This is a genomic window from Pedobacter cryoconitis (assembly GCF_014200605.1).
Taxonomy (GTDB): Bacteria; Bacteroidota; Bacteroidia; order Sphingobacteriales; family Sphingobacteriaceae; genus Pedobacter; species Pedobacter cryoconitis_B.
The window spans coordinates 662,400-684,571 of sequence record NZ_JACHCE010000002.1; the positions used below are offsets into that span (position 1 = coordinate 662,400).

General features: G+C 39.4%; 19 protein-coding genes and 1 tRNA gene. 10 read left to right on the forward strand and 10 right to left on the reverse strand.

Annotated features, from left to right (window positions below; translation table 11 throughout):
* Positions 1-22: 22 nt before the first annotated feature.
* From HDE68_RS08910 to msrA, 3 genes are all read right to left on the reverse strand, one after another.
* The gene (locus tag HDE68_RS08910; RefSeq protein WP_183881049.1) at positions 23-1,051 is read right to left on the reverse strand and encodes a FecR family protein; all 1,029 of its coding nucleotides are present in this window, start codon (positions 1,049-1,051) and stop codon (positions 23-25) included.
* Positions 1,052-1,138: 87 nt separating this feature from the next.
* Positions 1,139-1,690: an RNA polymerase sigma factor gene (locus tag HDE68_RS08915; RefSeq protein ID WP_183881051.1), complete on the reverse strand. Its 552-nt coding sequence runs from the start codon at positions 1,688-1,690 to the stop codon at positions 1,139-1,141.
* 192 nt (positions 1,691-1,882) lie between these two features.
* Positions 1,883-2,482 (reverse strand): peptide-methionine (S)-S-oxide reductase MsrA, encoded by a 600-nt coding sequence (msrA, locus tag HDE68_RS08920; protein ID WP_183881053.1) that lies wholly within the window; start codon positions 2,480-2,482, stop codon positions 1,883-1,885.
* Positions 2,483-2,787: 305 nt separating this feature from the next.
* Here msrA and HDE68_RS08925 point away from each other — a divergent pair, with 305 nt between their 5' ends.
* Positions 2,788-3,750, forward strand: a complete 963-nt coding sequence (locus HDE68_RS08925) for an isopenicillin N synthase family dioxygenase (protein ID WP_183881055.1) — start codon at positions 2,788-2,790, stop codon at positions 3,748-3,750.
* A 54-nt stretch (positions 3,751-3,804) separates the two neighbouring features.
* On the opposite strand, the gene HDE68_RS08930 is transcribed toward HDE68_RS08925, so the two are convergent.
* Together HDE68_RS08930 and HDE68_RS08935 are read right to left on the reverse strand one after the other, a co-directional pair.
* Positions 3,805-3,877: transfer RNA gene (locus tag HDE68_RS08930), tRNA-Thr, on the reverse strand.
* Between the two features lie 116 nt (positions 3,878-3,993).
* Positions 3,994-5,811: a serine hydrolase domain-containing protein gene (locus tag HDE68_RS08935; RefSeq protein ID WP_183881057.1), complete on the reverse strand. Its 1,818-nt coding sequence runs from the start codon at positions 5,809-5,811 to the stop codon at positions 3,994-3,996.
* A gap of 138 nt (positions 5,812-5,949) precedes the next feature.
* On the opposite strand from HDE68_RS08935, the gene mutL reads away from it, so the two are divergent.
* The 7 genes from mutL (at position 5,950) to HDE68_RS08970 (ending at position 14,263) form a co-directional block, all read left to right on the forward strand.
* Entirely contained in the window at positions 5,950-7,845 is a 1,896-nt protein-coding gene (mutL, locus tag HDE68_RS08940; RefSeq protein WP_183881059.1) for a DNA mismatch repair endonuclease MutL, read from the forward strand.
* Between the two features lie 2 nt (positions 7,846-7,847).
* The gene (locus HDE68_RS08945) at positions 7,848-8,585 is read left to right on the forward strand and encodes a rhomboid family intramembrane serine protease (protein ID WP_183881750.1); all 738 of its coding nucleotides are present in this window, start codon (positions 7,848-7,850) and stop codon (positions 8,583-8,585) included.
* Complete coding sequence (locus tag HDE68_RS08950) at positions 8,578-9,444, forward strand: rhomboid family intramembrane serine protease (RefSeq protein ID WP_183881061.1); 867 nt, start codon at positions 8,578-8,580, stop codon at positions 9,442-9,444. The genes HDE68_RS08945 and HDE68_RS08950 overlap by 8 nt, the downstream gene beginning before the upstream one ends.
* Positions 9,444-10,553 (forward strand): endonuclease/exonuclease/phosphatase family protein, encoded by a 1,110-nt coding sequence (locus HDE68_RS08955; protein WP_183881063.1) that lies wholly within the window; start codon positions 9,444-9,446, stop codon positions 10,551-10,553. Before HDE68_RS08950 ends, HDE68_RS08955 begins: the two co-directional genes overlap by 1 nt.
* A 72-nt stretch (positions 10,554-10,625) precedes the next feature.
* Positions 10,626-12,086: a cysteine--tRNA ligase gene (cysS, locus tag HDE68_RS08960; protein WP_183881064.1), complete on the forward strand. Its 1,461-nt coding sequence runs from the start codon at positions 10,626-10,628 to the stop codon at positions 12,084-12,086.
* Between the two features lie 12 nt (positions 12,087-12,098).
* Positions 12,099-12,956 carry a nuclear transport factor 2 family protein gene (locus tag HDE68_RS08965; protein ID WP_183881066.1) on the forward strand — a complete coding sequence of 286 codons (858 nt, stop codon included), beginning with the start codon at positions 12,099-12,101 and terminating at the stop codon, positions 12,954-12,956.
* A gap of 419 nt (positions 12,957-13,375) precedes the next feature.
* Positions 13,376-14,263, forward strand: a complete 888-nt coding sequence (locus tag HDE68_RS08970) for a glycerophosphodiester phosphodiesterase family protein (RefSeq protein ID WP_183881068.1) — start codon at positions 13,376-13,378, stop codon at positions 14,261-14,263.
* Between the two features lie 271 nt (positions 14,264-14,534).
* Here the strand turns inward: HDE68_RS08970 and HDE68_RS08975 are convergent, their stop codons facing one another.
* From HDE68_RS08975 to HDE68_RS08990, 4 genes are all read right to left on the reverse strand, one after another.
* Positions 14,535-15,047: a hypothetical protein gene (locus HDE68_RS08975; RefSeq protein ID WP_183881070.1), complete on the reverse strand. Its 513-nt coding sequence runs from the start codon at positions 15,045-15,047 to the stop codon at positions 14,535-14,537.
* Between the two features lie 135 nt (positions 15,048-15,182).
* A complete protein-coding gene (locus tag HDE68_RS08980; protein WP_183881072.1) occupies positions 15,183-16,145 on the reverse strand; it encodes an AAA family ATPase in 963 nt (320 codons plus the stop codon).
* A 2-nt stretch (positions 16,146-16,147) separates the two neighbouring features.
* Positions 16,148-17,515: a peptidylprolyl isomerase gene (locus HDE68_RS08985; RefSeq protein ID WP_183881076.1), complete on the reverse strand. Its 1,368-nt coding sequence runs from the start codon at positions 17,513-17,515 to the stop codon at positions 16,148-16,150.
* Positions 17,516-17,578: 63 nt separating this feature from the next.
* On the reverse strand, positions 17,579-18,163 hold the full coding sequence (locus HDE68_RS08990) for a hypothetical protein (protein ID WP_183881078.1): 585 nt from the start codon (positions 18,161-18,163) through the stop codon (positions 17,579-17,581).
* Positions 18,164-18,273: 110 nt separating this feature from the next.
* On the opposite strand from HDE68_RS08990, the gene HDE68_RS08995 reads away from it, so the two are divergent.
* Together HDE68_RS08995 and rdgB are read left to right on the forward strand one after the other, a co-directional pair.
* Positions 18,274-18,939 carry a hypothetical protein gene (locus HDE68_RS08995; protein ID WP_183881079.1) on the forward strand — a complete coding sequence of 222 codons (666 nt, stop codon included), beginning with the start codon at positions 18,274-18,276 and terminating at the stop codon, positions 18,937-18,939.
* The gene (rdgB, locus tag HDE68_RS09000; RefSeq protein WP_183881081.1) at positions 18,936-19,520 is read left to right on the forward strand and encodes an RdgB/HAM1 family non-canonical purine NTP pyrophosphatase; all 585 of its coding nucleotides are present in this window, start codon (positions 18,936-18,938) and stop codon (positions 19,518-19,520) included. Before HDE68_RS08995 ends, rdgB begins: the two co-directional genes overlap by 4 nt.
* Here the strand turns inward: rdgB and HDE68_RS09005 are convergent.
* Complete coding sequence (locus HDE68_RS09005; protein WP_317617692.1) at positions 19,489-22,125, reverse strand: OstA-like protein; 2,637 nt, start codon at positions 22,123-22,125, stop codon at positions 19,489-19,491. The genes rdgB and HDE68_RS09005 overlap by 32 nt on opposite strands.
* Positions 22,126-22,172: the final 47 nt, after the last annotated feature.

The following is a 22,172-nucleotide window of genomic DNA, read 5'->3' on the forward strand; positions in this document are numbered from 1 at the left end:
CGCATAGTTTATCTTTAAAAGGTTAATTACATTTTCCGGTGATATAAACCGTTTTCTCTTTTATTTCCCAGCTGATTCCTGAGATATAGCTTAGTCTTTTTAAGACTTGCGTAAGCGCCATTCCTGCAAATGAACCTTTGAGTTTACAGTCTTTCAGGTCTGCATTTTTCAGGTCAACCTGTACATTGTACCAGCGGGAGATTTTCTTTGCAGCTTCTGGCCAGCTTTCATAATCCAGTGTGAGTGTGTTATCTTTCCAGCCGGCAGCATATTCTTTAATAAAAGGCTTAACTAAAGAAGACTTATCTTTTTTGTCATAGACAAGCTGATCTCCTGGTTTTAGGATCTGTCTTTTTCTGGCATCATTATCTATATCAACCTGTACTTTTCCTTCTACCAGGGAAACTTTTGCAACTTCGTCATCAGCATAGCCTGATACGTTAAATTTTGTACCTAATACCAGGGTCTGGATATTTCCGGAATGGACAATGAAGGGCTTTTCAGGATTTTTTTCTACTTCAAACCAGGCTTCTCCTTTGAGCAGGATTTCTCTGTTTTTATTACCGTAATCAGAAGGGATTTTGATAGAGGATAGCGTATTGAGCACAACAAGAGAGCCATCGGGAAGGGTGATATTCATTTTTTGTCCCGCAGCCGTATGTTTCTCTATATAAGTGATTGCATCCGGTTTGAAAGTCATACTGGAATCGGACTGGTAAAACACAAGGGCAAGACATAGCAATACCATTGCAGCAATTGCTGATAACCATGCCATGTTTTTACTGATCGTATATACCTTTTTTGAAGAAATGTCTTGCTGTAAAGGTATTTCTGCTGCGTCCATACGTTGATGGAGACGCGCTAAAGCATTTTGTGCTTTAGGTATATTGTTATTTATTTTTTTACCTGCATTCCATAGCTCAGCTATCTCATTGAACCCTTCGGCAAATTCTTTATCGTTCTGAACTTTTGCCAGGAGCTGCTGTACTTCATCATCACTTATTGAACTTTCCAGGTATCCGATAATTAACCTGTAGTCATATTCATCCATTTATCCCTTTTTTTAAGGAGGTTGCAAAAAGAGGGTAGATTGATTACAGGAAATTTCGATTTAATATAATGGTAATATGGTTAATGATTATTTAACAAAGGTGATCTTGTCACGGATGTATAAAATGGCCCGGTAAACCATCGTTCGGACTGTTGGCAGGCTTTTGTTCAGCGTTTCTGCGATCTCTTTGTCAGAGAGGTGATGTTTCCATTTGAGAAGGAATACAATTTTTGTTTGTTCAGGGAGACCTGTAATGATATATTCTATCATTTTTGTCCTGTCTTTCAAAAAGAGCTTTTCATCCGGGCGTGACAAATCTGCGTCTGGTAACTGGTCTGCGTATTCTGTTGTTAAATAGCTGATCCCTTGATTATTCCTATATAAATTGTTGATCTTATTTCTTAAAGCAGCATACAGATAAGCCCGTAAAGAGGTATGGATAGCAATCGTTGAGCGTCGCAGCCAGAGGTCAAGAAAGAGGTCGGAAACAGCATCTTCGGCATCATTTTCTTCACATCCGCCAGATTTGCAGAAGCCAATCAGCGCAGTATGGTATTTGAGAAACAGCAGGTCAAAAGACTTCCTGTCACCATTTACTATTTGCGCAAATAATTCCTTATCGTCATGGACGTTCTGCATGAGAACAATATTAATACACTGATATCAGGATTTTTGGCTAGATATGTTATCATTTAATTAATTATCTGTTTCCTGAAATCAGAAAATGAATTATCCGGCGGGATTGGGCTGAAAAAGAAAATCCGCTCCATAACTATAATATGAAGCGGATTCTTATAAATTGATTTTGTTTCTATGGTGATACCAATCGTATTAGTGTTTCAGTTTTGCTTTAAATATCTTTTCCAGCTTTTCCATTTTTGGAAGGATGACCAGACGGCAGTAGGGCTGATTAGAATTCTTATTAAAATAATCCTGATGATAATTTTCAGCTACATAAAAAGGCTCTGCTTTTGTAATCTCAGTTACCACTGGTTTGCCATAGGCATTTGTTTTATTTAATTCAGCTTTATATTGTTCTGCAGCTGCTTTTTGCTCAGGGGTGTGGTAAAAGATTACAGAACGGTATTGTGTACCCGCATCAGCTCCCTGACGGTTTAGTGTGGTCGGGTCATGGCTCTTCCAGAATACTTCCAGCAGCTCATCATAAGAGATTTTAGCAGGGTCGTAGGACAATTCAATAACTTCTGCATGTCCTGTTGTACCGGAACAAACATCTTCGTAAGTTGGATTAGGGATCTGTCCGCCTTCGTATCCAGATTTTACGGCACTTACGCCGTTCAGTTTTTGGAATAATGCTTCTGAACACCAGAAACATCCCATGCCAAAGGTTGCTTTCTGTAATTTTTTCTGCTGTGCATTTGCACCGCTGACTGATAAAAAGATTAGTGCGATGATGGTGAAATATTTCATTTTTTGTGTGTTTTTAAAATAAACGGATTTACTGCTCCGGTATGCTGTATAGCCCATACAAATTTACTGGATTGATACTAACTTATACGTACCTTAAAAGACTATGGTTTGCTGATGGCTGTAATTCGGGCTAAATTGACAGTGTTCTGATAAACGTTTTAATTCTTAACAATAAATACCTTCTTTATGAAATTGTTAATAACTTAAAATGTTGTAAATTAGTAATATGTGCTGTAATAATTCACATTAGACAACTTTATTAACAATTGTTTTATAATTTCGATTCAAACATTAAGCAAAATATTATGTCTACACCTTATATTCCAACCTTAGATCTTGGTTCTTATATTGACGGAACAGAACACGACCGTAAAAAGTTTTCTGATGAATTGGGCAGAGCCTTTAATGATTCAGGATTTGTGACCATTACAAACCATGGCCTGAGCCAGGAGCTGATTGATAAATTATATCAGAATATCCAGGGCGTTTTTCGTTTACCAGCAGATCAGAAAGCTAAATATGAAAAACCAGAGCTTGCCGGACAACGTGGTTACACAAGCCCGGGTAAAGAAACAGCTAAAGGTGCTAAAACAGCAGATTTAAAAGAATTCTGGCAAATTGGTCAGACTGTTGTTGACGGAGATCCTATTAAATATGAGTACCCTGACAATGAGTATCTGGAAGAAATCCCGGGATTCAATGAAGTAACAAATGAAGTTTATCAAAAACTGGAAAGCAATGGTAAACATCTGTTAAGAGCTATCGCTACTTATTTGAGTTTACCTATTGATTATTTTGATCAGCATGTACATAATGGAAATTCTATCTTAAGGGGTATTCACTACTTCCCGATCGAAAATCCTGATGCTTTACCTGATGATGCTGTTCGTGCAGGTGCACATGAAGATATTAACCTGATTACTTTGTTAATCGGAGCAAGTGCTGACGGACTGGAAGTATTAACACGCAGTAATGAGTGGTTGCCAATTAAAGCACATCACTCTGATATCGTTGTCAATGTAGGTGATATGTTACAGCGTTTAACGAATAACAAACTTCGTTCAACTACACACAGAGTGGTTAACCCACCAAGAGAGCTGATGAAAACTTCACGTTTTTCAGTTCCTTTCTTCCTTCACCCACGTTCTGATATGGACTTAACAAGTCTTGATTCTTGTGTAGATGAAGCACATCCAAAACAATATACTGACATGACAGCCGGAGAATACCTGGACGAACGCCTGAGAGAAATAGGCTTGAAAAAGTAAAATATCAGGCATAAAAAAAGGGTTCATGTAAATGAACCCTTTTTTTATATTCCGAGCCTTCTATCGGGATCGAACCAATGACCTACTGATTACAAGTCAGTTGCTCTACCAGCTGAGCTAAGAAGGCTTTAATGCACGGTTATTCGCTAACCGGGTGCAATTATAGAAAAATTGATCCTGAATACAAAATCTCTTCTTTAAAAAAATCGCTTTAATTTTATATCTCCCTGTTTTATAGGGATTTTATTTTTGCATCCCTTTGTCGATTGCGTTGTTAATTACGTCCTCAATTCGCGAACGGATACCCATACTTACTAATTTGTTGGTCACCGAAGGGTTGACACGGTTGGATAAAAATACATAAACCAGACCTCTTGCCTGGTCTACCCACACTGCAGTACCCGTATATCCGGTATGTCCGTAAGTTTGTGAAGAAGCTGTTGAGGAAGGATATTTCTTTGCTAAATTCGGGTCCCAGCGGTCAAAACCCAGTCCTCTTCTGCTCACATTTGATTGCTGCGCAGTAAAGGACTCTACAGTTTGAGGTTTGAAATATTGCTGACCGCCATAAGTTCCTTTGTTCAGCAGCATCTGATACATGATTGCCATGTCATTTGAACTGGCAAATAGACCCGCATGTCCTGAAACACCACCCACCAGTGCGGCACCCTGGTCATGTACATAACCAACCAGTAATGTTTTTCTGAAATAGGTGTCGTTTTCTGTAGGGATGATCTGATCCTTGTTAAATCTGTTTCTTGGCAGGAAGCCAGCGGTCTGCATCCCCAGCGGTGCATAGAAATTTTCGGCTGTATAATCATTCAGATGTTCTCCGCTGATCTGTTCAACAATATCTTTCATCACATACATGCTGATATCACTGTAAACATATTTGCCCCTTGTTCTGATTGGTGCGTTAAGCATTTGCGGCCACATCACATCTTTGAAATAATCTTTCCTGATAAAATAGCCGTCAGCTACTTTAGTCGGGTAGGCTGCGGAAGAATCCGGACTGTGGTCTGTAGGTTTTACACCATCATGGAAAGCGATATAAGGGATAAAGCCAGCCTGGTGCAGCATCACATCCCGAACCGGTATGCTGTTCATTGCTGTAGGTCTTGCCAGGGCAATATAGGCGCCGATATTTGTATCTAATTTAAGTTTGTTTTCTTCCACTAAGCGCATGACCATAGGCGTGGTCGCTGTAATTTTAGTCACAGAGGCGAGGTCAAATATATCTGTCACCTTATCAGCAGGGCCGCCATAAGTATGTGTGCCATAGGCTTTGTTAAAGATTACTTTGCCGTCTTTTGCTACTAAAACTACCATGCCTGGAGCTGCCCTTGCGGCAATTGCTTCGGCTGTAATGTTGTCGATTTCTTTCAGGTTGTCGGAATTTACGCCTGCATCTTCCGGAACGGTATATTTCAGACGGGTTACTGTTGTGGTATAACCAGACCCGGCGGTATATTTTCCGGAAATATTGCGGGGTAATTTGTTGGTTGCGGCTATTCCCCCAAAAATAAGCTGAGGTACCAGTGAGGCTGCCTGTATGCTTTTATCCTGGCTCCAGACCAGTGGGGCGCTTAAAGAATCAAATGGGGTCAGATTAGTCTGCTGGCCATATAGCGCAACAATCACCGATTTAGTTTTGGCCATCGAATTGATGAAATTTATATATTTCGCTTTCGTGGTTTCCTGATCCGGGATTGAAATGATTACAGTATTGAAAAATTTAAGGTCATCTTCCAGTTTTCCCAGTTCAGGAGAATTCTCATATCCTGCAGAGCTGAAAGAGGTGACTTTCGCGTATTTATTCAGTAAACTATCTGCCGTATGCTGATATAAAAAGCCAAGACTAACTGAAGCGATATTCTTTTTTTCTAAGCCTGTCAGCGGAATGATCCCGTTTTGATTATTTAGTAAAACAGTATGCTGAAGGATATTAGAATTGACTTTTAACAGTTCTTCATTTTTTTGATGTTCCTGTGCGCAGGCACTAAAGGAAGAAATGGCAAGAAAGCAAACAGTGATAGTTTGAACAAGATTGTTTTTGTACATAAAAAGCTTATAGTTCATTCAGAACGCTAAATATATAAAAAGCTTGTACTGGCTTAGTCATTAAATGGTATTTATAATCAAAAGATTTATGTATAAGGCTTATTTTCGTTAAATTAGCGACCTTTACCAAGGAAATAAATGTCAGATATAATACAACTTTTACCCGAGAGTGTTGCGAATCAAATTGCTGCCGGAGAGGTAGTTCAGCGACCTGCATCGGCAGTGAAAGAGTTGATGGAAAATGCCATTGATGCGGGGGCGAATAAGATACAATTGATCCTTAAAGATGCTGGAAAAGCGTTGATTCAGGTGATCGATAATGGATGTGGAATGAGCGTTTCTGATGCACGTAAGTGTTTTGAGCGTCATGCAACTTCGAAAGTGCGTAAGGCAGAAGACCTGTTTGCGATCCGGACCATGGGTTTCCGTGGGGAAGCAATGGCGTCTATTGCGGCTATTGCGCAGGTAGAGATGAAAACCCGCCGTTATGAAGATGAGCTGGGTACGCTGATCGAGATTGAAGGGGCAACGATCACTAAACAGGAACCTGTTTCTACACCGCAGGGAACAAGTATAAGTATCAAAAACTTATTCTTTAATACTCCGGCAAGACGCAACTTTCTGAAGAGTAATCCGGCCGAAATGAGACATATCATGGACGAGTTTCAAAGAGTATCGCTGGCTAACCCTGCGATTGCTTTCACGCTGCACCACGATGGTATGGAGATTTTCAGGTTACCTTCATCTGCTTTAAAACAAAGAATAGTCCATTTATTTGGAAATAATTATAATGAAAGACTGATTCCTGTTGAAGAGGATACTACAATTATCAATCTTAAAGGCTTTATTGGTAAACCACAGTTTGCCAAGAAAACCAGGGGTGAACAGTTCTTTTTTGTAAATAACCGCTTCATTAAGGATGCTTATCTGAACCATGCGCTGAATAAAGCTTATGAGGATTTACTATCAGATGATAACTTCCCTTTCTATGTGCTGTTTATAGACATTGACCCTGCTAAGATTGATGTTAATGTACATCCTACTAAAACAGAGATCAAATACCTGGATGAGAAGTCGATTTATGCGATTATTCACTCTGCAGTAAAAAGATCTTTAGGCAGGTTTAATATTAGCCCGACTATCGACTTTGACCAGGAAACTGCTTTTAGCGGAATGATCAGTCCTAAGTCTCTGGATGAAATTATCCCGCCAAGTATCAGTTTCAATCCTGATTTTAATCCTTTCGCTGCCGAAAAAACTGCCGATAAAGGCTTCTCTGATTTTAAAAATACAGAAAGCAGTTTCGGGGGCGCAGATACCGGTTTCAGAAATACAGAGAGCAGGTCACATCAGCCGGTTGCTAAGAACTGGGGTTCACTTTACGAAATTTCTAAAGAGAAACCTGCTGAACAGGTGAAGATGGAGTTGCCAGGCAATGGTCCTGATGATAAATATGCACCTCTACAGAAACAGCTGATGCAGCTGCACAATAAATATATCATTTCGCAGATTAAATCGGGTTTAATGCTGATTGATCAGCAGGCTGCACACGAAAGGATATTATATGAGCGTTTTAGCATAAACCTGGAAGACAGGAAAGGTGCTTCGCAGCAGAGTTTATTCCCGCAGACAGTTACCTTAAGCCCTAATGATTATGAGCTGGCCAAAAGTTTGCTGGATGATATCAAGAGCCTGGGTTTTGAAGTCCGGGAGTTTGGAAAAAACACTTTAGTGATCGAAGGGATTCCTGTTGATCTGGGAAGTAACCAGATTAATGAGACACAGCTTTTTGAGCATTTAATTGAAGGGTTCAAAAACTCTCAGCAAGAATTGAAACTGGATAAAAGAGATGCGCTTGCGCGTAGTATGGCAAAAAACAGTGCAATTAAAAGCGGTGTTGTTTTAGGTCAGCAGGAAATGAATATGCTGATCGAACAGTTGTTTGCCTGTAAAGCACCGAACTTCAGTATCAGCGGAAGACCTGTAATACAAACCATGTCATTGACAGAAATAGATAGAAAATTTGATAAATAATGATGAATAATATTCATATACCTCCAGTTGTTAAAAACCTTCTGATCATCAATGGACTGTTTTTCGCAGCTAAATATATTTTTCAATCTAAAGGGATTGATCTTGATCTTCTTCTGGGGGCTTTTTATTTTGACTCTCCGTTGTTTAAGATCTGGCAGCCGATTACGTATATGTTTATGCATGGGAATTTTACCCATATTTTATTCAATATGTTTGCTTTGTTTTCTTTTGGTTCAGTATTGGAAACCAGATGGGGAACCAAGCGGTTTATCAATTTTTATCTGATTACCGGTTTAGGTGCATTAGCTTTACAGTGGGGCGTACAGGCTTTTGAAATTTATCAGATGACAGGTTCTGCGATTAACCCCGGAGCTGTAACTGTTGATATTGCTAAAGGAATGGCTTCCTTAAATCTCAGGGGTTTAACTCCTGAACAGAGTGAAACCTTTTTAGGGATCTACTCTGGCCCTATGGTAGGTGCTTCGGGAGCTATATTTGGTTTGCTGGTTGCTTTTGGAATGTTATATCCGAATGCAGAATTGTACATCATGTTTATTCCGGTACCAGTGAAGGCTAAATATATCATTCCGGTATATATTCTGATAGAGCTGAGTTTAGGGGTAGCTAGTTTTCAGGGAGACTCTATAGCACATTATGCCCATTTAGGAGGTGCATTGTTAGGGTTTATACTCGTGAAGTTATGGAAAGAGAAAAATACATTTTACGATTATTATGACTAAGAAAAATCTATTAGAAGACCTGAAATATAAAGTTTTCCAGTCTGGAAATCCGGTGTTTTTTTACATTGGGATCAATACGATTGTATTTGTCGCAGTTGCCCTTTTTGGGGTTACGTATTTTCTGGCCGGAAATACCAATGTCCGGTTCCTGGATTATGTGGGTGAGTATGTTGCTTTTCCTGCGGCATTGCCCAAACTTCCTTTCCGCTTTTATACGGTACTGACTTATCAGTTCTTCCATAATGATATTTTCCACATATTATTCAATATGTTATGGTTATTCTGGATGGGCAGGATCTTTTTGGACTTCCTGAAACCACGCCAGTTTCATTTCGTATATCTTGCCGGGGGAATAATGGGGGCAGTCATTTATGCATTGGCTTATAATATTTTCCCTGTTTTTGCGCCGCATGTGTATGCCGCTACACTCATCGGTTCGTCGGCATGTGTCATGGCTATTGCAGTGGCTACGGCTACTTTGGTCCCGGATTATTCGATGAACCTGATGTTTATCGGGAATGTGAAGCTGAAATATCTGTTAATGGCCTATATTGTCATTGACCTGATCAGTATTGCTTCTCAGAATCCAGGGGGGAGTTTTGCACATCTGGGTGGGGCTTTGCTTGGCTTTGTTTATATTAAATTGTTGCAGGGCGGAAATGATTTAAGTGGCTGGTTTGAGCGTAAGCCAGTATTAAAAGTCGTTAAAAATGATAAACCTAATTCCGGAGCAAGGAATAAAAGTAATAAGGTTAACCAGAAAGAGGTTGATGCTGTTCTGGATAAAGTTTCCAAATCAGGCTATGATAAATTAAGTAAAGCAGAGAAGGAGATTTTATTCAAGGCGAGTAAGGATTAATGAAGAAACGCAAGCTTACATTTCTAGGGAAGATCACACTACTGATCGGGATTATTGCTGCCTTTGCCTTGCTATTAGGGATACTGGCCGGAAATCTTGATCCGCGGGAACATGAACTCATCGCTTTCTTTGGGCTTGCCTATCCTTTCGTCTTATTAATCAATGTCATCATTATTATTTTCTGGATTTTACGGGGCAGAATATTATTTGCCTTATGTACGATCGCTGTTATACTGATTGGCTGGCACCCGCTGATTGCTACTGTAGGCTTTGTAGGTGAATCTGGTGAAGGGCCTAAATCCTCTCCCGAACTGATCAGGATGATGACCTATAATGTGCATAGCTTTAAACCTTATGGAGAAGCGAGCAATGAAACGGTAAAACAGCAAATGCTGGAGGTTGTAAAAAATGAAGACCCCGATATTATCTGTTTTCAGGAATATTATACCCGGCGCAAGGGAACATTTGCCATTACAGACAGCCTGAAACGCATGCTGAAAACTTCCAATTATTATTTTATCCCTTCCTCACAAAACGATTATGAAGCTACTGGCCTGGCTATTTTCTCCAGATATCCGATAGTGAATAAAGGAAGTATCGTGTTCAGTACCAATCATGGAGGCAATGCCAGTATATATATTGATATCATGGTAAATAAAGAGCGGGTAAGGGTTTATAATGTGCATCTGCAATCTATCTCTTTTGATAAACAGGATTATAATTATCTGGATAAAGTAACGCAGAAAATGGATACCGAGATTTTACCTGCAAAGCGGATTGTCAGCATGCTGAAAACGGCATTTCTAAAAAGAAGCGGTCAGGTTGATATCATGAAAGATCATATGAAGACTTGTAAAACCCCTTTCCTGATTGCCGGAGATTTTAACGATACACCAGCTTCATATGCAGTTACGCAGCTTACTAAATCTTTACACAATACATTTGTGGAGCAGGGAACTGGCTTAGGGCGTACCTATAATGGGAAATTCCCTAATTTCCAGATTGATTATATCTCGGCAACGCCAGCTTTCAAGGTAATTAACCACCGCATTATACAGGCCAGGTTATCTGATCATTTCCCTGTAAGAAGTGATTTAAGAATCAACTAATATACCCGCAAATTTTTATCTTTGTTATCTTGGGCCCAGCATATTCGTGGGCTAAATAAAAAATATATACTAATGGAGAACGGTTTACAGCTTTACAATACCCTTACGCGCAAAAAGGAGAATTTTGAACCCTTAAATGGCCACCATGTGGGCATGTATGTTTGCGGTCCTACTGTTTATAGTGATGTACATCTGGGTAATTGCCGTACTTTCATTTCTTTTGATTTAATTTTCAGATACCTGAAATATATGGGCTTCAAAGTTCGCTATGTACGTAATATTACAGATGCGGGCCATTTGGAAGGTGATCGTGATGAAGGTGATGATAAGTTTGCTAAAAGAGCAAAACTGGAGCAACTGGAGCCGATGGAAATTGTTCAGAAATATACATTGGGGTTCCATGAGGTATTGAGAATGTTCAATACACTGCCTCCAAGTATTGAGCCAACTGCAACCGGTCATATCATTGAGCAGATTGAAATGATTAAGGATATTATCGCCAATGGCTATGCTTATGAAACAAATGGAACGGTTTACTTTGATGTCGAAAAATATAGTAAAACTTATAACTATACGGTATTGACCAATCGTAACCTGGACGATATGATGGCGAATACAAGAGAGCTTGACGGACAGGACGAGAAACGTGGAAGACTTGATTTTGCTTTGTGGATTAAGGCTAAGCCTGAAACATTGATGCGCTGGCAATCTCCATGGGGCCTTGGCTTTCCTGGCTGGCATATTGAGTGTTCTGCAATGAGCGCGAAATATCTGGGTGAAGAGTTTGATATTCATGGTGGTGGAATGGATCTTGCAGCAACGCATCATACCAATGAAATTGCGCAGTCAGAGGCTTGCTACCATAAACATCCTGCTAAATACTGGATGCATACCAATATGCTGACTGTTAACGGACAAAGGATGTCTAAATCGTCTGGTAATGGTTTTATGCCTTTACAATTGTTTTCTGGTGATCATCCTTTGTTAACTAAAGGATATAGCCCAATGACAGTTAAGTTCTTTATGCTTCAGGCACATTACAGAAGTACACTGGATTTCTCAAACGATGCACTGGATGCGTCAGAAAAGGGATTCAGAAGATTGATGAATTCATTGAGCTTACTGGAAAAACTGGTTCCTGCTGCAAATAGTGATTTTGAAATTGAGCCGATCGGATTAAATTGTGTGAAAGCAATGAATGATGATTTCAACAGTCCGGTTGTTATTGCTGAGCTGTTTGAAGCGGCAAGGATTATCAATACTGTTTATGATGGAAAGGCTGGTATTTCTGCTGCCGAACTGGAGAAATTAAAACAGTTGATGCAGGACTTTGTTTATGATATCTTTGGACTGAAAGATGAAGAAAGCTCAAATACAGAATTAAATGATGTATTGGACATGGTGATTGATATCAGAAAAAGTGCAAAAGAGAATAAAGACTACGCTACTTCTGATAAAATCCGTATAGGTCTTCAGGACATCGGTATTCAATTAAAAGATAGTAAAGAAGGAACTACCTGGAATAAATTATAAATAATATTAAACATGATCAATAAAATTATCTGCACGCTAATGGCTGCAACCTGTACTTTAGGCGCATTCGCTCAAAATACAGATGGAAGTACGGGCTCATTAGTGAAAGCGGAACAGGAATTTGCAGCGAAGGCTGCAAAGGACGGTGTTAAATCTGCATTCAATGCTTATACGGCAAATGGGGCATTGGTATTCAGACCTAATCCGGTAGATGCAAAGACATTTTACGCCAGTCAGCCTGATGATAAAAATCTGAGCTGGGAGCCTTCATATGCAAGAGTTTCGCGCAGTGGCGACTGGGGCTTTACTTCTGGTGGTTATACCTTAAATGGAGAGACAAAATCTTATGGTGAGTATCTTTCTGTATGGAAAGCAATTAATGGCAGATGGGAACTTGTTTTGGATTTGGGTGCTGAACACCATAAACCTTTACAGCCTGTAACTACGCATTTTGTGGAGCCTAAAGATTACTTTAAACCAAAATTTAGTGGTCCAAAACAAGTTGCTGCTGGTAAAGATATTATCCTGACAACAGAAAAAACACTGGATGCAACTTTGAAATCTTATGGAATTGCTGCTTATGGCGGATTCCTGAACCCTGATGCAAGAGTTATCTTTCCTGGTTATGAACCGGTTATAGGAAAAGATAAGATTATTGCTTTCTATAATAGTATGGTGAGTAAAATGAGCATCAGAACTGTAGGTGCCGATAAAGCACTGGGCGGTGATCTGGCTTATACTTACGGGATAGCGACGATTGATTACAGAACAGATTTAAGAGAAAGCTTTAATTATGTTTTTATCTATGAGCGTCAGCCTGATTATAACTGGAACCTGATTCAGCAGATATACACGCCTGCAGAACGTTAGGTTTCTTAGAGCCTGTTTAAAATTCATCTGATAATTTGTTTATGCTTCTTTTTAGCTGCAACTTCGTTCTATTCATTTCAGGTAGGAAGGCTACCAGAAAGAAATAGAACTTGTTTCGCTTAAAAATAAACTATAAAAAATTTTATCATCTAAATTTAAACAGGCTCTTATTTCCGAAAAAAAAGGGTTTCTTAGTAAGGTTTAGATTTTAAACTGATACTAAGAAACCCTTTTTTTTATTACTGGATTTTCAGCAGTTAGTATTTACGCAGTGGTAAAAAATCAATTACAAGGTACTGTGATGACTGAACCACTGACAGAACTTAAATGAATTATATCATAAATGTGGTTTAACCGTTAAATGATCAGGAGCTGTTTAAATGATAATGAAAGTAAACGGCCCCTTAAAGAGAAGAAATATGAAGAAACACTTACTGTTAGGAATTGCATTTTTGTTGAGCCTGCAAGGTTATGCGCAGACATTTGATAAACAGGGACAAAGAGGGGCAAGGGGGTTAATGCCCGAAAATACGATTGGTGGGATGCTCAGAGCCCTGGATCTTGGGGTAACAACTTTAGGGATGAATGTCGTGATCTCTAAAGATAAACAGGTCGTGCTTTCCCATGAACCTTATTTTAATAATGAAATCAGTCTTACCCCGGATGGAAAGGAAATTCCTTTGAAAGATGAGAAGAAATATAATATGTATGAGATGGATTATGACCAGATCCGTAAGTTTGATGTGGGAAGTAAGGTACATAAGCGTTTTCCCGGTCAACAGAAAATTAAAGCATATAAGCCTTTGCTAAGTGAAGTGATTGATTCTGTGGAAGCCTATGTTAAATTACATAAGCTGCCTAAACCTAATTATGCAATTGAGATTAAAACAATCAGAAAAGGAGATCTTGAATTTCATCCCGAACCTGCGGAGTTTTCTCAGCTGGTGATGGATGTAGTGGAGAAAAAGAAGATGAACAAAAGGACGGTTATACAAGCTTTTGATATCAGATGTCTGCAATATGTACATGATAAATATCCAAAAGTGAGAACGGCCCTGATGATCGATGAGAAGGAAGATTTTGAAAATAATATTAAAGATTTAGGGTTTAACCCGACGTTTTATAGCCCGTATGCAGTGCTGGTAGGGAAAGGGCTGGTGGATAAGTGTCACGCCGCAGGGGTGAAAATTGTACCGTGGACAGTGAATAGTTTGAAAGATATGGAGTATATGGTGGGGCTGGGGGTCGATGGTATCATCACCGATTTTCCTAATCTATTCCAGCAGTTGGAATTGCCGAAAAAATAGTGCTTCCAATTCTATAGTCTAAACTGAAAAAAAAAGCTGTTGTTGTTTTTCTGACGGACGTTCCCTCTGCGAGGGCCCTGATGTCAGAAAAACAACAACAGCTTTTTTTTTCGAAGTCTAACTGTTAAATTGTTTAGCACGATTGGGCAGGAAATCCAAATGATGAATAAAATGGACAATTGGCTCTTCATTTGGAGGTTGGATGGCTAGGAAGAAAGGTTAGATACGCTTTTGACGAAGCAAAATGGAAAAACCTTTGACGAAGTAACCTTTATTTACATTGATGTATTAACCTCACGATTTCATCTAATTGCTCCTCGCTGTAACCATTCGCAGTGCTTGCCCGGATAGAGATTCTGTTTTTAAAAATATTGTCGTTGTAGAGGACGAGCTTCCACGCTCCCCCGGTTTTGCTAACATCGTATTTATAAGCGCCTCCCGCTTGGTCTAATTCAACGGTAGTGTATTTTGTTTGCGCCCAGCTATTTGTATAAGTATAAACTAATGTTTTAGTGAGAGTTGAAATACTTACACTGATGGGGGCTTTATTAGTGCACACAATCAGCACGAGAATGGATAGGTTAATACTCTCAAAGAGGGTAAATTCATGGAGGTTATGTATACGTATTAAGGTGAAGAGGGATGCTATTAACAAAAAAAGGAGGTAAAAAGCCCATTTTTTGATTAGACTGATGGGTTTGCCATTTGGCAGGAATATTTTTGGATCTGATAAAGGCAGATCAGTCGAATCGTCTTGTTGCTTCCCGTTTTTTAGATTTTCCATCTTTTAGGTTCTAACCAGCCTGATATTCTGTTTTTTAACGGATATAAATATCGCTGTTACACAAATGTAATAGATAACTAAATTAGTTCAAATAGCTGATATTGGGCTTTACCTGAATAGTAAGGTATAGATAGGTTAAAGGAGGTTCTTAATGATTTTTTCCACAGACAGGCCTTCTGCCTCAGCACGGTAATTTCTTACGATACGGTGGCGCAGGATAGCCTCTGCGACTGCCTGTACATCTTCGATGTCAGGAGAGTATTTACCAGAGATAGCAGCATGACATTTTGCACCCAGAATAAGGAATTGAGAAGCTCTTGGGCCCGCTCCCCAGTTTACATACTGGTTAACCTCAGCGGTAGCCAATGGGCTTCCGGGACGGGTTTTTCCAGTGAGCTTTACGGCGTATTCCAGGACATTATCTGTCACAGGGATCGTACGGATCAATTGCTGGAAGAACTGAATCTGATCAGCATTAATTAGTTTTTTTAACGTAACAGGGTTATTGCCGGTTGAGTTTTTGACGATAATAAGCTCTTCCTGGAAGCTTGGGTAAGTTAGCAGCACGTTAAACATGAAACGGTCAAGCTGGGCCTCAGGGAGTGGATAGGTGCCTTCCTGTTCAATAGGGTTCTGGGTAGCGAGAACGAAAAAGGGTTTAGGCAGGATGTGTTTGTGGCCTGCTGCAGTAACGGATTTCTCCTGCATCGCCTCAAGGAGCGCTGCCTGGGTTTTTGGAGGGGTTCTATTGATCTCATCTGCAAGAACAATATTAGAGAAGACAGGACCTTTGATGAATTTAAAGTTCCTGTCTTCTCCTAAGATTTCTGAGCCAATAATATCTCCTGGCATCAGATCGGGAGTAAATTGTATTCTGTTAAAATTAAGGTCCAGCACATCTGCTACTGTTTGTACCAGTAATGTCTTTGCCAGTCCGGGTACGCCTACCAATAAGCAATGTCCACTGCTCAGGATAGAGATGAGTACCGACTTAACAGCCTCGTCCTGCCCAATAACGACTTTACCAATCTCATTTTTTATGTTCTTATAGGATTGATGAAGGGCATCAACTGCCTCTTTGTCGCTATTGTACTGCATAGTTATTTTTTTTCTTCCGACATTGGTTTAGTCCAGATCTTTAACTCATCACATGAGGTATAATCAGGATCAATTCTAATGTAAGTGTTTTTTCTGCGTTTTTCAAACCATTCGCTCATTACACGATCCATTTTTTGTTGCTGAGCCTTTTCCTTGAATTTTGTATAATCCTGCTCAAGGTTACCTTTATGTGGTGGAATCTTAGATTTCAACAGGATAATCTTGTATCCTTCTTTTCCATCTGCTCCTGTAAATGGTACTGGTCTTGAAACTTCGCCAACTTTCATGGTATCTACAACAAGAAACACTTTAGGGTCCAGTTTGTCTGCTGGAATAAATGTCGTTCTCGCAGTTACGTTATCAGCAAATAAAAGCATCCCCCCGTTATATTTGGACTCTTTACTCGCTGAGTATAATGATGCAGCAGCAGAGAAACTGAGTTTCTTGGCAAGTACATTGTTGTAAACACTATCTGCATGTAACTTAGCACGGTCTAAACTCTGTGGGGTAGTCTGAGGGCGGATCAGAATATGACGGGCATGTACCTGCTCTCCCCTGCGTTCTACAACCTGTAAAATGTGGAAACCAAAGTCTGTCTCAAATACCGGAGAAAGTTCTCCCGGCTTTAATTTAAATGCATAGGCTGTAAATTCTTTAGCCATCATCGTACGGTCAAAGAAACCTAAATCACCACCCTCTGGCGCCGAACCCGGATCTTCTGAATACGTTTTTGCTAAAAAGCCGAAGTCTTCTCCACTTTTCACACGCAGCCTGATTGCATCCAGCTTATCAAAGAAACGCTGCTTCTCTGATTTAGTAAGCTCCGGATTAATGACAATCTCTCCAACCTCGTACTCTGCAGGAATATCAGGTAAGCTGTCTTTTTTATAAGAATCGAAATATTTTTTTACTTCTACAGGAGTAATGCTCACTTTCTCAGTGATCGTCCCCTGCATTTTGTTGGCCTGCAACTGATCTTTTACGTCAGGTCTCAGCTCATCTTTATATTGTAATACAGAACGGTTCAGGAATTCTTCCAGTTTATCCTGGCCTCCCGCACGCTGAATCTGGTAACGCATTCTTTTATCCAGCTCATCGTCTACCTGCTTATCGTCTACCATTACGGAGTCAATATTTGCCTGTTGCTTTAATAAGTGTTGAACCAGCATTTGCTGAAGGATATAACATTTTACCTTCTCATCAACCGGATTTCCTGAATTCAGGTACATGACGTATTGTTGATTTAATTCAGATAACAGGATTACATCACTTCCCAATACCGCAATCACCTTATCTACGCTCTTTGTTTGGGACTGTACATTTAAAAACAAGAAGAGCAATCCGCTTGCTATCAATAAAATTTTCTTCATTATACTATTTTCAATTATATTTTATTTGCAAATTTACTATTATTCAATGATTTGTCTGCGGTATTATCTGATCAGTTTGCTTAATACATTCTGATCGATGGTTATTTTATATTTCTTCCGCAACGCTGTTACCCAATTACACTCCAATTGCTTTTGATAATCCTGTGCCGCTTCACCTTTACTGTCTTCATAGGATAAGGAATAATTCTCAATATGTGCATTGTAGTACTCATGTATCAATTTATCATTATTGTCAACCCCATCCCATATTTTCTTCTCAGATATATTGAAAAGTAAAAGGGCCTCACAAAACTCTTTGGTTACCAGCGAAAAGTCTGCTTGTTTAGCTTCTGGCGGTGCTGAATCCAATAATGCTTTCTCGTAATTTTTTGTTTCTGAAATATAAGTACTGTCTTTATCTAATCCCGCTTCCCTGGCATCCAGAACTTTAAGCTTAAAATCAATGTATATATTTAAAAATGAGATTAACTCTGTCAGCGTTGGTTTAGTATTTTCAGGTCGATGTTTCTGATATACCCATACAAATTCCTTCTGACTAACAGGACTGCCATTGATCACAGCTACGCTTTGAGCGACAGTACTGAAATAGAAAAAACAGAGAACAAGAATAAAACAGATTTTTCTCACAAAAGGTTTAAATGGTATTTTTAAGGTATAAAAGTAATAAATTAAGGCACTATAATAAGATATTTAACTAATTTTAACACAAAAATTATTTCCCAAAAAAGGCATAATTCATGGGTGAACAGTTAACTACCAGTGCAGAAGCTCTTCGTTTATTTTTTACGGAGGATATTTACCTGGTTAATAGTGATGATATCATACTTTCTGAAATACAAACTGAGACGAAATCTGCTCCTGTAATTCAGGTTGCAGCACCTCCTGTAGCTGAGACTAAAGCCACTGTTGCAGAGGTTGCGGTCCCTGTTATAGAAACCGTTATTCCTGTTATTCAAACGGAGAGCCCGGTTACTGAACAGCCGAAACCTGTGGCCAAAACTGCAACCGCCGAACCTGTCGTTTTTAAATATCTGGGCAAGAATCAAAAGAATATTCTTATCCTGGTACACGATGATCAAAATGATGTCAGTACAGACAAAGGCAAAGAATTGCTGAGAAATATTGTGAAAGCACTTCAATTAACGGCAAATGATTTTGCATTATTGAATTATGCGGCCTACAAGAATACGGGTTTTGAAGAACTTCAAAGTTTTTTCAAGCTTAACCTGGTCCTCTCTTTTGGCGTTAGCTCTCTAAATCTTGGGATGAAGGAACATCCTGTGAACGAAATTATTATGTATGGCACTGCACAGCTTATTTTTTCTGCAAACCTGGATCAGCTTGCTGATGATCAGACCGGAAAGAAAACATTGTGGGGGAGCCTTAAGAAACTGTCGATATGATCAGACAATTAGTCTTTGCGACCAATAATCTAAATAAAACGAAAGAAGTCAGTACCCTGCTTGCCGGTCAATACGAAGTGTTGAACCTGAAAGATATTGGCTGTACAACAGATATTCCTGAAACAGCCGATACATTTGCTGGTAATGCAGGCTTAAAGAGTCATTTTGTAGTAGAAAACTTTAACCTCGATTGTTTTGCTGATGACAGCGGACTGGAAGTGGAAGCGCTGAACAATGAGCCGGGGATCTACTCTGCCCGTTATGCAGGGGGAAGGGGAGATGAAGCAAACCTTGACCTGGTCTTACAAAAAATGCAGGGTCAGCAGAACAGGGCTGCACGTTTTATTACCGTCATCTCCTTAATTCAAAATGGCAGGGAATCTCTCTTTGAAGGAACCATTCAGGGTACCATCAGAGAAGAAAGCTCAGGTATTAACGGCTTTGGTTATGATCCTATTTTTCAACCCGATGGTTATGAGATCACTTTTGCCGAAATGGATATGGAACAGAAAAATAAAATCAGTCACCGCGCAATCGCTATGCGTAAGCTTATTGCTTTTTTAAAGGAACAGGCTGTTTAGTTAAAGAATCTGCCTTTTTGATTAATGCAGGCAATACCTTTTGGATGGTGTCTGCAATTTTTGGCGGTACTTTTTCGATCAGCTTTAATGGATTGATATTCTTTTTGAGTGAATCAACTGTGTTGTTTAATGAATCAGTAGCTTTTTTCAAAACAGCTGGATCAGTATCTTTAGCAGCTTTCCTGATCATGCCCCCTGCACCAGGAACCTGATCATTAATGGCATCAATTATCCCATCTTTCTGATCTTTGACAACCGGCTTGCCTGGTGTTTTTACACCTGGTTTTGCAGGAGTCTTGCCTGTGGTTTTTACTGGTGCTTTGGGTTTGGCTATTGCCTTAGGATTGGTAATATCCCTTTTGGAACGCGGTCGTAATTCCGGTTTCCAGATAAAGCCTGTTAGAATTACATCTTGTTTAATATCAGCTACAGGTGTTGTTGCACCCTCCACGTCTTTGATGGGGACGACATCAGCGATCTCACTATTTTTAAAATTAACCTTAATCCTGCTGCTGATAGTCTGGTTCATCTTATCGTATTTCTTACCATCGTCAGTTTTTGTAAAATAGACACTTTCTGCATTTCCATCAACATACATGCTTTTCAGTGAGCCGTCTTTAAAAAAACCAGTTATCATTTTACCCTTAATCTGATTAAACTTGGCAGAATCAGTATCCACATTGACTGCGAATGCTTTGCTGATCACCTGGACAGAGTTTATCTTTTTATTCCTCAGCTGCAGATAAATTGTATCACCTGTTTGTTGTGAACTCTGAGACCAGATGATCGGGTTCTTATACCAGCGTAAGGTTGAATCTGCACTTGTGTAAAAAAGAGAATCTGCTTTGGCCTGCATATTCGATTTAAAAACATTCACGTGGTGATATGCTTTAATAATCCTGGTAAGGACAGTGTCCGCCGGATTAAATGGCAGACTATCTTTTGCTGTTTTTTTGATCACAGCTTTTAATCCAGACCTGACTTTTGCTGTATCTGTCTTGATTTTTGAAATGTCTGTTTTAATTTTTGCCGTATCAATTTTAATTTTTGCTGTATCAATTTTTAGCGGAAGGCCTGTCTTTAAAACAGATGTTTTCAGGCTATCGCCTTTCAGCAAAGGAACCCCCTTTTTAATCACTGAATCGACACCTTTCAGGATGCTGGTTTTCTTTCCTACAGAATCTGTTATCTTTTTAAGATCGGGCTTGTTAGCATCCACAGCTTTTTTTAACTGCTCAGGGACTTTTAGCTCCTCCGCCTTTTTCATGATGGAATCGATTGTTTTTATGGGGACCTTCGCTTTCAAAAGACTATCTCTTTTCAGACTGTCCCTGCCACTTAAAACAGGTTTTATGCCGTTTTTAGGGTTTTTCTTGTCATCGGCAGGTGCTTTCGGGTTTTTAGCATTCGCACCAGCCGGAGCTGCAGGTTTTTTTGTGTCACCTGCTTTCTTTTTACTGCCTACTTTGCTACCCTCACGATCTTCCTCGCCCAGTTCATTATCTTTTTTAATTACCGGGCCTTTAATCAGTTTTAATGTCTTTTGCATGACCATTTGTGTCTCGAGCGTATCTGCCCCTAACCACAGACTATCTGCACGTTTTACATTTTTGACCGTAATAGAATCACTTGTCCCCATACCGGCATAGGCATTTTTGGTCACCAGGGTTCGCTGATCTTTCTTAAAATAGAAGCCCAGCTGACCATGCATCAGCATTTTATCAACGGTATCTTTGAAAACAATATTTCTTACTGCCTTACCATATCCTGCAATCCCGTCATAATACAAACTATCTCCTTTAAGAGATCTGCTGCCTGAAGTGTAAAGATTGTTTTTACCGAAATAGGCATAAGTAGTTTTAGTATTATATGCCCCGTTTTCTGTATACAGATTACCTCCATCTTTCTCTTTGATATTAGTAGGGCCATAAAAATAGGCCCAGTTGGAGAAGGTATTATATCTTAGTGTATCAGATTTTATCGTACTCTGCTCAGTAACGACCAGCACATTATAGCGAAAATAAGCATCTCTGCTATTCGCAAAATAATATCCGTTTTTACTGGTTATCGTCGCATCCTTATTGACAATTTTACCTCCGCTTACATAAGTGCCAACTTTAGGCGCCATGGCATAATCCAGTACATTTGTCGTCAGTACAGAAGTTCTGTCCAGCAAACGGACATTACTGGTTAAGTGGGCCTGTTTTGAATTTCCATCGTAAGTAAGAAAGTCTGAATAAATATTTATTGTATCTGCCTGATTGATGTGTACATTGTTAAATGCCTCGAAATAATTCTTCGCAGTGTAAAAAACAGCACTGTCACAGGTAAGGATTGCATTGTCCTGCTTGAATACCGGTTTCCTGAGATAAGTAATGTCTGTTTTAGTAATGATTTTACTCCTTTCTGAACTTTGCAGAATGATTTTTGTCCTCTGCTGCGCAGTTTGAACAGTATTATGCTGTGCAGAAAGAGAAAATGGAAATATAAAAAACAGGAATACTGCTGCAAGCCTGATCGTCAGGTTACTGTATAATGCATTCATAGCTGCACCATGAATGTTAAAAAACGTATTTATTTTACCGGAAACGTGTATTTTTTGCACAATACAAAGTTAGTTTTTTGCTTACCATTATGGTAGCCTGTTTAAAA